11 protein-coding genes are annotated in these 14,380 nt (G+C 68.0%); all 11 read left to right on the forward strand.

Features of this window, described 5'->3' with window-relative positions; translation table 11 throughout:
• Window positions 1-68: 68 nt before the first annotated feature.
• Window positions 69-1,061, forward strand: a complete 993-nt coding sequence (gene rsmH / locus ASF72_RS10730; RefSeq protein WP_056598758.1) for a 16S rRNA (cytosine(1402)-N(4))-methyltransferase RsmH — start codon at window positions 69-71, stop codon at window positions 1,059-1,061.
• Window positions 1,058-1,714 carry a hypothetical protein gene (locus ASF72_RS10735; RefSeq protein ID WP_050684142.1) on the forward strand — a complete coding sequence of 219 codons (657 nt, stop codon included), beginning with the start codon at window positions 1,058-1,060 and terminating at the stop codon, window positions 1,712-1,714. The genes rsmH and ASF72_RS10735 overlap by 4 nt, the downstream gene beginning before the upstream one ends.
• Before the next feature lie 46 nt (window positions 1,715-1,760).
• Window positions 1,761-3,563, forward strand: a complete 1,803-nt coding sequence (locus ASF72_RS10740) for a peptidoglycan D,D-transpeptidase FtsI family protein (RefSeq protein ID WP_056598761.1) — start codon at window positions 1,761-1,763, stop codon at window positions 3,561-3,563.
• Between the two features lie 74 nt (window positions 3,564-3,637).
• Complete coding sequence (locus ASF72_RS10745; protein ID WP_056598764.1) at window positions 3,638-5,272, forward strand: UDP-N-acetylmuramoyl-L-alanyl-D-glutamate--2,6-diaminopimelate ligase; 1,635 nt, start codon at window positions 3,638-3,640, stop codon at window positions 5,270-5,272.
• Window positions 5,273-5,278: 6 nt separating this feature from the next.
• Complete coding sequence (locus ASF72_RS10750) at window positions 5,279-6,745, forward strand: UDP-N-acetylmuramoyl-tripeptide--D-alanyl-D-alanine ligase (RefSeq protein WP_050684145.1); 1,467 nt, start codon at window positions 5,279-5,281, stop codon at window positions 6,743-6,745.
• A complete protein-coding gene (gene mraY / locus ASF72_RS10755; RefSeq protein WP_050684146.1) occupies window positions 6,742-7,851 on the forward strand; it encodes a phospho-N-acetylmuramoyl-pentapeptide-transferase in 1,110 nt (369 codons plus the stop codon). Before ASF72_RS10750 ends, mraY begins: the two co-directional genes overlap by 4 nt.
• The gene (gene murD, locus ASF72_RS10760) at window positions 7,833-9,410 is read left to right on the forward strand and encodes a UDP-N-acetylmuramoyl-L-alanine--D-glutamate ligase (RefSeq protein ID WP_056598767.1); all 1,578 of its coding nucleotides are present in this window, start codon (window positions 7,833-7,835) and stop codon (window positions 9,408-9,410) included. The genes mraY and murD overlap by 19 nt, the downstream gene beginning before the upstream one ends.
• A 2-nt stretch (window positions 9,411-9,412) precedes the next feature.
• The gene (gene ftsW / locus ASF72_RS10765) at window positions 9,413-10,801 is read left to right on the forward strand and encodes a putative lipid II flippase FtsW (protein ID WP_056598771.1); all 1,389 of its coding nucleotides are present in this window, start codon (window positions 9,413-9,415) and stop codon (window positions 10,799-10,801) included.
• Window positions 10,802-10,807: 6 nt separating this feature from the next.
• Window positions 10,808-11,908, forward strand: a complete 1,101-nt coding sequence (gene murG / locus ASF72_RS10770; RefSeq protein ID WP_050684149.1) for an undecaprenyldiphospho-muramoylpentapeptide beta-N-acetylglucosaminyltransferase — start codon at window positions 10,808-10,810, stop codon at window positions 11,906-11,908.
• Window positions 11,905-13,281, forward strand: coding sequence for a UDP-N-acetylmuramate--L-alanine ligase (gene murC / locus ASF72_RS10775; protein ID WP_056598773.1), 1,377 nt, complete (start codon window positions 11,905-11,907; stop codon window positions 13,279-13,281). Before murG ends, murC begins: the two co-directional genes overlap by 4 nt.
• Window positions 13,274-14,311, forward strand: a complete 1,038-nt coding sequence (locus ASF72_RS10780) for a cell division protein FtsQ/DivIB (RefSeq protein ID WP_056598776.1) — start codon at window positions 13,274-13,276, stop codon at window positions 14,309-14,311. The genes murC and ASF72_RS10780 overlap by 8 nt, the downstream gene beginning before the upstream one ends.
• Window positions 14,312-14,380: the final 69 nt, after the last annotated feature.

A 14,380-nucleotide genomic window follows, 5' to 3' on the forward strand; every position in this document is an offset into this window, starting at 1 on the left:
CGGTAGGCGCGGATGGGGATCCAGACCAAGAAGCAATCAGCAGTACCAACGGCGAGAAAGGACGAGGCATGAACGAACACCCCAAGCCCACGTCCGAACGCCATGTGCCGGTCCTCAAGGACCGGTGCATTAATTTGTTGGCACCCGGATTCGAAGCTGCCCGGCTCCGCGGCGAAACGCCCGTGGCCATCGATGCCACGCTTGGCATGGGCGGGCACTCGGAAGCCATGCTGCAGCGGTTCCCGGACCTTCACCTCATCGGCATCGACCGCGACGAAGAGGCCCTGGCGCTGGCGGGGGAGCGGCTGGCTCCCTTCTCAGCCCGGACCGACCTGGTCCACGCCGTGTACGACGAGATCGCGGATGTCCTGGCGGATCTCGGCGTCGCGAACGTTTCCGGAATCCTGATGGACCTCGGCGTCTCGTCCCTGCAGCTGGACGAACGCGAACGGGGTTTCGCTTACTCCTTCGACGCGCCCCTCGACATGCGCATGGACACCAGCCGCGGGCAGACCGCTGCCGACGTCGTTAACAACTACAGCGAAGACGAACTGGTCCGGATCATCCGCAAATGGGGTGAGGAAAAGTTTGCCGGCCGCATTGCCAACCGGATTGTGGCCGCACGTGCCGTCAAGGCGTTCCGCACCACCGGCGAACTGGTGGAACAGATCCGCTCCGTAGTCCCCGCCGCTGCGGCCAAGTCGGGCGGGCACCCCGCCAAGCGGACGTTCCAGGCTCTGCGGATCGAAGTGAACGAGGAACTCGAAGTGCTTGAACGGGCCGTCCCGGCTGCCGCCGATGCACTGGCCATGGGCGGCCGCCTGGTGGTGATGTCCTACCACTCGCTGGAGGACAAAATCGTCAAGGGCGTCCTGCAGTCCCGTTCCAAATCCTCGGCGCCCCTCGGCTTCCCCGTGGAACTTGAGGAACACAAGCCTGAACTGAAGACCCTGACCAAAGGCACCGAGGTGCCCACCGCCGTCGAAATCGCTGAAAATCCCCGCGCCGCTTCAGCAAGACTGCGGGCAGCGGAACGTATCCGAGCCAGGAGAGCTGCATGAGCACCGCCGCCGTCAAGAACTTTCCCGCCGTCAGCGGCAGGTCAGCCGGCGCCGGCGTGCCCGCTGCAAAGCCCGGCGAAAAGCGGCGGGAGCGCACACCGCTCTCAGTGGTCAGGACGGTGCCCCGTAAACGCCGGGCCCCGTTTGTGGTCCTCTGCTTCGCACTGTTGGCCGTTGCCCTGGTGGCTGTGCTGGTCCTGAACATTTCGGTGTCCACCTCGCAGTACCAGCTGGTGGAACTGCGCGCCACGCAGAGCAAACTCACCAAGGAAAACCAGGACCTGACCCAGCAGGTGCAGAACTTCGAGGCGCCGCAGAACCTTGCGGCCAAAGCGAAGGACCTCGGCATGGTGGCTTCCACTGTCCAGGGCCAGATCGACCTGTCCACGCTCACCGTTACGGGTAAGGCCACCCCGGCCGTGAAGGGCACCACGGAAGGTGCCGTGATACCGGCGCCGGCCGTTGCCGGACAGCTGATTGTGGTGCCGCCGGCCACTAAGGGTGAGCCGCTGGAGAGCCGGAAACCTGCCGAAGCCGCACCGGCCGCGGTTGCGCCGGTGGAGAAGCCCGCCGCGGCAGCGCCGGCCGCCCCGAAAGTGGAGTTGAACGGCGGGTCCGTGCCGGCTCCCCAGCAGAAGGCCCCCGGGCAGTAACGTAGGACAGACAGGCACGACGGTCGAGCAGCAAGGAATATCGCAGGTGGCGCAGAAGACCGGAAAAGCACTGGCAGTCAAAGCCCCCAACGCCACCAAACGGTTGCGGCTGGGCCTGAGCATCATGCTCGCCCTGCTCCTGGTGGTGGGCGGCAAGCTCTTCCTGGTCCAGGGCCTGGACGTTGGCGGTATCGCCGAGGCCGCCCTGGACAAGCGCATGACCCAGACCACGCTGCCCGCAGAACGCGGCAGCATCCTGGACTCCAACGGGACCGTCCTTGCCAACAGCGTGATCCGCTATGACATCGTGGTGGACCAGGTGCTGAACACCGCCACGGAAAACTTCCGGCGCCTGGATACTGTCGACGGCGAACCCAAGCTGGTTACCGTCAGCCGGGACCAAGGCATCAACGAACTCGCCACCGCCCTTGGCATGGAACCCGCTGCCGTCAGGGAAGCACTGACGGGGGACAAGAAGTACTACGTTGTCGCCAAAGAGGTCAAACCCGAGGACGAGGACCGCATCTCCCAGCTTCAGATTCCCGGGCTTGTCAGCCAGGGTGTCAGCAAGCGTGTTTATCCCAACGGCTCCGTGGCCGGCGGGATCGTGGGTTTCCTCCAGGACGGAACCACCGGCCAGGCCGGTATCGAACAGACCCAGGACGGGTTGCTGAAGGGCACCGACGGCAAACGACTGTACGAGGAAGGCGCAGACGGGCTCCGGATTCCCGTGGGCTTTGACGAACTGACCCCGCCGGAGGACGGCAAGGACGTCAAGCTCACCCTGAACTCGGACCTGCAGTACTTCGCCCAGCAGGCCATCCAAAGCCAGTCGGACAAGCTGGGCGCCGAGTGGGGCGTCATCATTGTGATGGACGCCAAGACCGGCAACCTCGTGGCCATGGCCGACACCAACGCACCCGACCCCAACAACCCCGGGTTGGTGGCTGCGAAGGACCGCGGCGTCCGCTCCGTCACAGCCGCCTACGAACCGGGTTCGGTCCAGAAGATGATTACCGCAGCAGCCCTCATTGACGAGGGCAAAGCCAACCCCTTGAGCGAATATACGCTCCCGCCCTCCTACACCGTGGACGGGCAGACATTCACAGACTCCTTCTCCCACGGCACCGAGGAGCGGACGCTCGCCGGGATCCTTGGCTACTCCATGAACACGGGAACCGTGATGGCCGGCCAGCAGCTGTCCAAAGACCAGCGGTACGACTGGCTGAAGAAATTCGGGATCGGCGAAGCCCCCGATATCGGCCTGCCCGCCACCGCCTCAGGCATCCTGACTCCAGCCGACCAATGGGACGGTCGGCAGGAATACACAGTCCTTTTCGGGCAGGGAGTTTCGCAGTCCACACTGCAGACCGTCCGGGCCTTCCAGACCATCGCCAACAACGGCGTCATGCTTCAGCCACGGCTCATCGATTCCTATGTTTCCCCTGATGGGACCGAGGAAAAGGTTCCGGCCGAACCCTCCCGCCAGGTGGTATCCAACAACACGGCACAGCAGGTCCAGGACATCCTGGAAAGCGCGGTTACCGAAGGCCAGATCAAGGACGCCGGCATTGACGGCTACCGCGTCGGCGCCAAGACCGGCACCTCAGAATCGCCGTGCGACGACGGCAAGTCCGGCTACTGCGGCTACACCGCCTCGATGGTGGGGATGGCGCCGATGGACGATCCCCGGTTTATTGTTGAGGTGGTCCTGCAGCGGCCCAAGGGCAGCATCTACGGCATCACCAACGGCCCGGTTTTCCGGTCCGTCATGAGCCAGGCGCTGCGCACCTACAACGTCCAGCCGTCCACGGGTGAGCCGGCAAGGCTGCCCCAGTTCGCCAAGTAATTCCCCGGCACCAACAGCCGGCCCGGCCGGCCGGCCTGAACGCGGCGGGCACCCCTAGCACCATCGGAGATCCCTTGTCAGAGTTCACCCCGTCCGGCGGCCCGGCCCCGGACCCGCAGGCCGGCCGGTCGCCGTTCCGCCCCTCCACCGTTGTCCCGGTCAGCCTGGCAACCATCGGCGACGCGCTGGGCGTGGCCGTACCCGGCGTCTCCGCTGACGTGGCTGTCACCGGAGTCTCGTTGAACTCCCGCGCCGTGGAAGCCGGCGACCTGTACGTCGCCCTCCCCGGGGCCACCCGGCACGGTGCGGACTTTGTGTCCCAGGCCATCGACGCCGGCGCTGCCGCCGTCCTCACCGACGACGCCGGCGCCAGGCTCCTGGCCCTCGCCGCCGACACTCCGGTCCCCGTCCTGGTGGTCCACCATCCCCGGAACGTGGTGGGACCCCTGTCCGCAATGGTTTACGGCAGCCAGCCCACCGACGGGACCGCGCCCGAGCTGTTCGCCGTCACCGGCACCAACGGCAAAACCACCACCACCTACTTCATCACCTCGCTGCTGCGCGCCCTGGGCCGCACCACGGGGCTGATCGGCACCATCGAGATCGTTGCCGGCGGGGAGCCCATCCCCAGCCTGCTCACCACCCCGGAATCCACCGACGTGCACGCCCTGCTGGCACTCATGCGCGAGCGGGGCCTTGAAGCCGCGGCCATGGAGGTGTCCTCCCACGCCATCTCCTTCCAGCGCGTGGATGGGGTCCGCTTCGACGTGGCCGGATTCACCAACCTCACCCAGGACCACCTGGACCTGCACCACACCATGGACGACTACTTCGCCACCAAAGCCGACCTCTTCACCCCGGCCAGGGCCGGCAGGGCCGTGGTGACGGTGGACGACGAGTGGGGCCGCCGGCTCGCCGCCACGGCAGCCATCCCCACAACCACCCTCGCGACCCGCCCCGGAGCCGCAGCGGACTGGACCATCACTGCCACCACAGCCCGCGGCCTGGGCACCGACTTCACCCTCACCGGCCCCGGCAACGCCACCCTCCAGGTCCACACCGGCCTGCCGGGCGGATTCAACGTGGCCAACGCCGCCCTCGCCGTGGTGATGGTCCTGGCCTCAGGAGTCGACGCCGCCACGGTCCAGGCTGCCCTTGATTCCCGGGACCCGTTCACCGTTGCCGTCCCGGGCCGGATGCAGCTCATCTCCGAACGTCCGGCGGCTGTGGTTGATTTTGCACATAACACCGACGCGTTGGCCCGTGCCTGCGAGGCCGTGCGCCCGGGGGAGGAAGGCGCAAAACTGATTGTGGTCTTCGGCGCCACCGGGCAACGCGACCAAGGGAAACGCCCCGCCATGGGCGCCATCGCAGCCCGGCTCGCCGACACCGTGATCATCACCGACGACGACCCGCACGACGAGGACGCCGCAGCCATCCGGGCTGATGTCCTGGCCGGCGCCGTGGCCGCCCGCGACGGCGGCTCGCTGCCCTGCGAAATCCTCGAGATCCACCCCCGCGACGAAGCCATCCGGCGCGCCGTGGAACTCGCCGGACCGCAGGACACCATCCTTGTCGCGGGCCGCGGCCACGAGGTGTGGCAGGAGGTCCAGGGCGTCAACATCGCCCTCGACGACAGGGTGGAACTGCGCAACGCCTTGACAGCCAGGGGATTCAACGTTCTCCAAGACGACCGGATAGAGTCCTAGACCGACATGATTGCACTTACTGCGGCGGAAATCGCCGACATCACTAACGGGCGCCTGGCCGCCGATCCCGGAACCACGCCGCTGTCGGTGGTGACGGATTCACGCGACGCCACACCGGGTTCGCTCTACGTCGCCAAACCCGGCGAACACGCTGATGGGCACGACTTCATTGGCGCGGCCTTTGCTGCCGGAGCCACCCTCGCCCTTGTCGAACGCCCCGCCGTCGCCCCCGACGGCACGGTGTACCCCTCGGTCCAGGTGGCGGACGCCGTCCTGGCGATGGGTGCGCTGGCCGCCGAGGCTGTCCGCCGGATCCGGGCTGCCCGCGCAGCCGCCGGCGAGGAACTGACGGTGGTTGGCATCACCGGCTCGGCCGGCAAAACCACCACGAAGGACCTGCTGGCAGGAATCTTCTCCGCTGCCGGAAATACTGTGGCGCCGCAGGGTTCCTTCAACGGCGAGGTCGGAGTGCCCCTGACGGTCTTCCGCGCCGACGCCGGCACCCGTTACCTGGTGATCGAAATGGGCGCCACCGGCGTTGGCCACATCCGCTACCTCGCCGAAATGGTCAAGCCTGATATCGGCGTTGTCCTGGGCGTGGGAACAGCCCACGCCGGCGAATTCGGCGGCGTGGAAAACATCGCCCGCGCCAAGGGCGAACTGGTCGAAGGCCTGTCCGCCGCAGGAACAGCCATCATCAACCTCGACGACGGCCGGGTCGCCGCCATGCAGGACCGCACCGGCGCCACGGTGCTGGGGTTCTCCGCCGAAGGCCGGCCGGATGCCGCAGTGCAGGCCCTCGACGCCGACACCAACGCCGCCGGCAACCCGGAATTCGAGCTGCAGCTCCCCGGCGAAGACGCCCCGCTGCACGTCAGCAGCCAGCTCATCGGCGCCCACCACGTAACGAACCTGCTCGCCGCCGCCGCGGCCGCGCATGCCGCCGGAATCCCCGCAGCAGCCATTGCCGCGTCCCTGGGCAGCCAGTCAGCCGCCAGCCGCTGGCGCATGGAGCGGACCGAACGCGCCGACGGCGTCACCATCATCAACGACGCCTACAACGCCAACCCGGAGTCCATGCGGGCCGCACTGCGCACCCTGGCCGACCTGGGCCGGGGCCGCCGGACCTGGGCTGTCCTGGGCGCCATGCTGGAGCTGGGACCGGACTCCATCCGCGAGCACACGGCCGTGGGCACGCAGGTGGTCCGGCTCAACATCTCCCGACTGGTGGTGGTGGGCCGGGAGGCCCGCGCCCTCTACGTTTCCGCCGTCCAGGAAGGATCCTGGGGGGACGAATGCATCTTCACTGAAAACGCCGAAGAAGCCTACGAACTGCTCAACCACGAACTCAAACCCGGCGACCTGGTCCTGTTCAAGTCCTCCAACAGCGTGGGGCTTCGCCATCTGGGCGATCGGATAGCATTACCCCCACAAACCCAGCAAAACGCCGATGAAAGGAGCACTCTGCCGTGATTGCACTTTTGATCGGTGCGGGCCTTGCCCTGCTGTTCGCCCTCGTAGGGACCCCACTTTTCATCCGGCTCCTGGTGCGCCGCGGCTACGGCCAGTTCATCCGTGATGACGGACCCACCTCGCACCACACCAAGCGCGGCACGCCCACCATGGGCGGCACCGTAGTGGTCGCGGCCGTGCTCCTGAGCTACGGGCTCACGCACCTCATCATGCTGATGATGAACCCCGACTCGCCCGGACCGTCAGCGTCCGCCCTGATCCTGCTCTTCCTGATGGTGGGCATGGGACTGGTGGGCTTCCTGGACGACTTCATCAAGATCTCGCGCCAACGCAGCCTGGGCCTGGACGCCAAAGCCAAACTCATCCTCCAGGCCGCGGTGGGCATCATCTTCGCCGTCCTGGCACTGAACTTCCCGGATGAGAACGGGCTGACCCCGGCGTCGACCAAAATCTCCCTGGTGCGCGACCTGCCCTGGCTGGACCTTGCGTTCGGCGGCACCGTCCTGGGCGCCATCCTCTTTGTGGTCTGGTCCAACCTGATTGTCACCGCCGCCACCAACGGCGTGAACCTCACTGACGGCCTCGACGGACTGGCAGCAGGCGCCTCCGTGATGGTCTTCGGGGCGTACACCCTCATGGGCATCTGGCAGAGCAACCAGGCCTGCGGCTCGCCCCGCGAGGCCGGCAGCGGCTGCTACTCCGTCCGTGACCCGCTGGACCTGGCGCTGCTGGCTGCCATCCTCAGCGCCGCCCTGGTGGGCTTCCTGTGGTGGAACACCTCACCGGCCAAAATCTTCATGGGGGACACCGGCTCCCTGGCCATCGGCGGTGCCGTTGCCGGCTTCGCCATCCTGTCCCGCACCGAACTGCTGCTGGGCATCATCGGTGGCCTCTTCGTCATCATCACCCTCTCTGTCATCATCCAGGTGGGCTACTTCAAAGCCACTGGCGGCAAACGTGTCTTCAAGATGGCACCGCTGCAGCACCACTTCGAGCTCAAGGGCTGGGCGGAAGTCACAGTGGTGGTCCGCTTCTGGATCCTCTGCGGCCTGTTCGTCGCCGTAGGCCTGGGCATCTTCTACGCTGAATGGGTCGTGCTGCTGTGATCGTTTCCCCCCGGCTCAACTCCCTGGTCTCCTGGGACTCCGACTGGTCCGGACTGCGTGTTGCCGTCACCGGAATCGGCGTCTCCGGCTTCGCCGCGGCCGACACCCTGATCGAGCTCGGGGCCCGCGTGGTGGTGGTTGATGCCGCCACCAGCGAAACCGCCCTGGCCCAGGCCGACACGCTCCGGATCGTGGGCGCGGTGGATGTCCTGCTGGGTGAGGACGCCGTCACCAGCATTCCAAGGATCGACGGCGAACTGCCGGAACTGATTGTCACCTCGCCGGGCTGGCGTCCCGACCAGGCCCTGCTCGCCGCCGCAGCGCGCGCCCACATTCCGGTATGGGGCGACGTTGAACTTGCCTGGCGGGTGCGGGTCCGCGAGGGCCGGAAGACCGCTGACTGGCTTGCCATCACCGGCACCAACGGCAAAACCACCACGGTGGGCCTGACTGAATCCATGCTGCGCGCCGCCGGCCTCAAGGCCCTCGCTGTAGGAAACGTGGGCACCCCCATCCTGGACGCGCTCCGGGACCCGGTGGAATATGACGTCCTTGCCGTTGAACTGTCCAGCTTCCAGCTGCACTGGGCCGAATCCCTGTCGCCCATCGCCAGCGTCTGCCTCAATGTCGCCGAGGACCACGTGGACTGGCACGGCTCCTACGGCTCCTACCTGGCCGACAAAGCCAAAGTCTACGAACGCACCGTCAAAGCCTGCATCTACAACGCGGAACAGATCGAAACCGAACGGATGGTGGAAAACGCCGACGTGGTTGAAGGCTGCCGCGCCGTGGGATTCACCACCGTCACCCCGGCCGTCAGCATGCTCGGTGTGGTGGAAGGGCTGCTGGTGGACCGTGCATTCATCGAAGGGCGCAGGGACAGCGCCGCGGAACTGGCTTCGATGAGCGACCTCGGCGAACTTGCACCCCGGCACATGGTGGCCAACGTCCTGGCCGCAGCCGGCCTGGTCCGGGCCTACGGCGTGGATCAGCAGGCGGTCCGCCAGGGCATCCGCGACTACGTCCCCGGTGACCACCGCATCCAGCCCGTGGCCCGGCAGAACGGAATCCTCTGGATCAACGATTCCAAGGCCACCAACCCGCACGCCGCTGCCGCCTCCCTTGCAGCCTTCACCAACGTGGTGTGGATCGCCGGTGGCCTCTCCAAAGGCGTCAGCTATGACCACCTGGTCCGTGAGAACGCGAAGCGGCTCAAGGCTGTGGTGCTCATTGGAACCGACACCTCGGCCCTCGTTGAGGCCCTCCGGCGACACGCGCCGGATGTCCCCATGATCCCCGCGCTGCCGGGTCACACTGAAGGGGTGCAGACTGCTGCGGCGGAGCGGACCCCTGGTCCGGCCGGCCCCGTGTCCGGGGAAGAGGTGATGTCCCTGGCCGTCGCGTCAGCAGCGCAGGTGGCCGTCTCCGGCGACACTGTGCTGATGGCCCCGGCAGCTGCTTCCATGGATCAGTTCTCTTCCTATGCTCACCGTGGCGGCGCCTTCATTGAAGCTGTCCGCGGGCTGGTGGAGGGGCAGGCCCGGACCGGCGAGGAGTAACAATGGTCAGCACGCCCACCCGGCCGCAGGTCAAAAAAAGCCAGGCCCGGAACCCCCAGGCCCGGCAGTCTCCGGCCGGAACCCGGCAGGGCGCAGCGCCCAAAGCGGCAAAAACCGGTGCCACGGCCCGTCCGGCGGTATCCCTTCCCGGCCGGCTGCGGTCCGCCTACCGCAGGTTCTGGTCCGCCCTTGAAGGTACCGGTACGTCCCGGAACGGGTCCACGTATTACCTGATCCTCGGATCCACCCTGGCCCTGACAGCCATCGGGATCATGATGGTCCTGTCCGCGTCCAGCGTCGAATCCATTGCCGCCGGGAAATCGCCGTACGGCGACGCCCTGAAGCAGGGGGTGTTCGCGGCCATCGGCATGTTCACCATGTTTGTACTTTCCCGGATCAACGTGGTGTGGCTGAAACGCCTGGCGTGGCCAGGGGTAGGCGCCGCGGTGGTCCTGCTGGCCCTGGTCCAGGTAGTGGGCAGCGAAATCAACGGCAACAAAAACTGGATCGACCTGGGCGGCATCACGTTCCAGCCCTCAGAGGCCTCGAAACTGGCACTGGCGCTGTGGATGGCCACCGTGCTGGCCATGAAGGGCAGGCTGCTCAGCCGCTGGCAGCACGTGGCCATCCCGGCCGTCCCCATGGCCGCGATCGTGATCGGGCTGGTCCTGATCGGCAACGACCTTGGCACCGCCATGATCATCATGATGATTGCGGCAGCGGCGCTGTTCTTTGCCGGCGTACCCCTGTACCTCTTTGGGATCGCCGGTCTGGCCGCAGCTGCCGGAACCGCGCTGATGGCCGTGACGAGCTCCAACCGGATGTGCCGCATCACGTCCTGGTGGACCGGCGAGACCTGCGCCAACGGCACCGACGCCAACTACCAGGCCACGAACGGCCTGTACGGCCTGGCCTCCGGTGGCTGGTTCGGTGTGGGGCTGGGCCAGAGCCGGCAAAAGTACAGCTGGATCCCCGAAGCCCACAACGACTTCATCTTCGCCATCATCGGCGAGGAACTCGGCCTGGTGGGCACCGTCGTCGTCCTCATCCTCTTCGCCATCCTCGGCGCCGCCATCTACCGGGTGGTCGTGGCGCAGGAGGACATGTTCCACCGCGTCCTGGCCGGCACCATCATGGTGTGGCTGCTGGGCCAGGCCACCGTCAACATGTCGGTGGTGACCGGGCTGATGCCCGTCATCGGCGTGCCGCTGCCGTTCATCTCCTACGGCGGCTCGGCGCTGCTGATGTCACTCTGCGCCATCGGCGTGGTGCTCTCCCTGGCGAGGGAACAGATGGCGCCCGCCATCCGGCCCCGCCGGATGCTGAAGCTGAAGGCCAAAACGGCGAAAGACACCGCCGCCAAAAAGAAGACTGCAAGGAAGCGTGCCTAACCACCGATGACTCCGACAAACCCATCCATCGTCCTGGCGGGTGGCGGTACTGCCGGCCACATCAGCCCGCTCCTGGCCATCGCCGCTGCCCTCCGGGCCGCCTCGCCCGGCGCGGCCATCCTCGCCGTCGGTACCCCCGCCGGGATGGAAACCCGGCTGGTACCCGCCGCCGGCGTGGAACTTGCCACCATTGACCGGGTGCCGTTTCCGCGGCGGCCCTCCCTGGACCTGCTGCGCCTTCCAGCCCGGCTGGCCGGCGCAGTGCGGCAGGCAGGGGAGATCCTGGACAAGTCCGGGGCGGATGTCCTGGTGGGGGTGGGCGGTTATGTCTGCACGCCGCTGTACCTGGCAGCCCGACGCCGGGGCGTACCGATTGTGATCCATGAAGCCAACGCCCGGCCCGGCCTGGCCAACCGGCTGGGTGCGCAGCTGACCAAACGGGTCGCGGTGGCGTTCGAGGGCACCCCGCTGCGCCACGCCGTGCACGTGGGGATGCCCATGCGCACCGAAATTTCCGGCCTGGACCGCGCCGCCGCCCGGCACGATGCGCGGACGGCGCTGGGACTGGACCCGCACCTGCCCACGCTCATCGTCACCGGGGGATCCTCCGGCGCGCAAAGCATCAACCGGACCATCGCGGCAGCAGTCGGCACACTGGCTGCGGCCGGCATCCAGACCCTGCACATCACCGGCCGCGGCAAGACCGTGGCAGGCAGCTCCGGGCAGCCCCTCGCTGCAGCCGGGTACCGGCAGGTGGAATACGTGGCCGGCATGGAACTGGTGTACGCCGCCGCTGACCTCCTGCTGGCCCGCTCGGGAGCCGCAACCGTCTGTGAGGCAGCCGCCGTTGGCGTCCCGGCCGTCCTGGTGCCGCTGCCCATCGGCAACGGCGAGCAGGCCCTCAACGCTGCCGGGCTCGTCAAGGCCGGCGGCGCGGTCCTGGTCCCTGACCGGGACTTCACGCCCGGCTGGGTGGAGCGGGAACTGATCCCGCTGGCCACCGATCCCGCACGGCTGGCCGCCATGGCCGCCAGTTCCCACCAGCTTGGCATCCGCAACGCCGACCAGCGCATGGCCGGCCTCGTCCTGGAAGCGGTCTCCGCATGAGCATCGACGTCCCCACCGGCCCTGCCACCCTGGGCCGGACCCACTTCATCGGCATCGGCGGCGTGGGCATGTCCGCCGTGGCACGGATCATGGTGGCCCGCGGGATACCCGTCAGCGGCTCCGATGCCAAGGACCTGCCCGTGATGGCGGACCTTGCCGCCGCCGGCGCCCGGATCGAAGTGGGCTACGCGGCCGGCAACCTGGGTGACGCCCAGACGGTTGTGGCCGGCTCCGCCATCCGGGCCGATAACCCCGAACTCGCCGCCGCCCGGGAGGCCGGCCTGCCCGTCCTGCACCGCTCCCAGGCCCTGGCCGCCATCATGGGCGCGGACACCGTGGTGACAGTGGCCGGGACACACGGGAAGTCCACCACGACCTCCATGGTCGCGGTGCTGCTGAAAGGCGCGGGCCTGGACCCCACGTTCGCAATCGGCGCCAACGTCCCGGCACTCGGCGTCAACGCCGCGCACGGCTCGTCCGGGATCTTTGTGGCCGAGGCTGACGAGTCCGACGGGTCCTTCCTGAACTACCGGCCGCAGATCGCCGTGGTCACCAACGTCGAGCCCGATCACCTGGACCACTACGGCACGCCCGAGGCCGTTTACGCCTCCTTCGACAGCTTCACCGCACTGCTGCCGGCGGACGGCGTCCTGATCGCCTGCGCGGACGACGCCGGTGCGCTGGCGCTGGCGGACCGGACCCGGCAGCGGGGCAACACCCGGGTTTTCCTCTACGGCACCGGCGCGGAGGCGGACCTGCAGCTGCACGACGGCGGTCCCGGCCAGGTGTCCGTGTCTGCCCCGGCCGGCCGGTTCGACCTGGCCCTGCAGGTACCCGGCAGGCACAACGCCCTGAACGCGGCGGCAGCCTTCGCGGTGGCCCTGGAGCTGGGCGTGGACCCCGCAGCCGCGGCCTCGGCCCTGGGCCACTTCGCCGGCGCTTCCCGGCGCTTCGAGCTCAAGGGCGAAGCCGGGGGAGTGCGTGTGTTTGACGACTATGCCCACCATCCCACCGAAGTCCGGGCGGCGCTGACGGCGGCCAGGAGCGTGGCGGGCGCCCACAAGGTGCACGTCCTGTTCCAGCCGCACCTGTTTTCCCGCACCCGCGAGTTCGCTGCCGAGTTCGCCGGGGCGCTCAACCTCGCCGACACGGCGCTTGTCCTGGACATCTACCCGGCCCGCGAGGACCCCATCCCGGGTGTCACCAGCCAGCTGATCGCGGACCACCTGGGCCCGGGCGGCCGGCTGGTTGAAGCAGCCGATGCCGCCGCTGCCCTGGCGGCCGCCGCGGCTCCCGGTGACATTGTGCTCACCGCCGGTGCGGGCGACGTCACGGCGTACGGTGCCCGGATTGTCGAGGCCCTGCGTGCCTAGCTCCCGCCGGCCCACCTACACCTCTGCGAACCGGGCCGGCGGCCCAGGCAACCCGGGGCGCCCTGCCGGACGCCCCGACCCCGGCAGCCAGGAGGATACCGGCCAGCAGGAGGCAGTTCGGCCTGCAGCGGCCAAGCCCGCTGCAGACATCATCTCGGCCTCCCGGAGCCTCCCCGCTCCGGGCGCTTCCGTGCCTGGCCCGCCCGTGCCCGCCGCACCCGGTTCCGGAAAGCCGGCCCGGGCGGCACGCCTGGCGCTGCCTGGCTGGCGGCGTGCGCGGCACCAGTCCAACGGTGCAGGAACCGCTGCCAACGTGGTGGCGTTCCCGGAGCCCAAAAGCAAGCGGCGCCGCCGTAACCTGCTGGTGGCAGTGTCCACCATCGCTGTGCTGGTGGCCGTGGTGCTGGCCGCAGCCATCTACTCCCCGATCCTGGCGCTCCGCGAGGTCAGCGTGTCCGGGACCAAGCTGCTGGCGCCGGACCAGGTGCAGGCCGCCCTGTCACCGCTGCAGGGCAAACCGCTGCCCCAGATCAGCAAGGATGACGTTTCCCGGCTGCTGGAACCACTGGTGCAGGTGGAATCCGTCGCCATCCTGGCCCGGCCGCCGTCGGGCCTTGCCGTAACAGTCCGTGAGCGGGTTCCCGTGGCGCTGGTGAAGCAGGGCGAGCAGTACCAGCTGGTGGACGTCGACGGCGTCCGGCTGGCCACCACAGCCGACCCCGCGTCCGTCGCCCTGCCCGTGATCGACGGGGGAGCGGGCACCATCGGCCAGGACCTCTTCCTGGCCACCGCCAACGTGCTGGCGGCGCTGCCCGCCGACGTCCTGGCCAAGCTCTCCAACGCGTCCGCCCAGTCGGTGGACGCGGTGGAACTGAAGCTGGTGGACGGCCAGACCATTGTGTGGGGCAACGCGTCGGAGAAGGAGCTCAAAGCCAAGGTCCTGGCTGCCCTGCTGAAGGCCCCCGTGGATCCCAAAAACCCGGTCAAGGTCTATGACGTCAGTGTCCCGCGCCACCCCGTGACGCGATGAGGCGCTTTCTTTCGGGTATTAATCCGACACGCGGACCCGGTTATTGAATGTGGGAACCAGAGGAAATAC

The organism is Arthrobacter sp. Leaf141 (genome assembly GCF_001424565.1).
Lineage (GTDB): Bacteria > Actinomycetota > Actinomycetes > Actinomycetales > Micrococcaceae > Arthrobacter.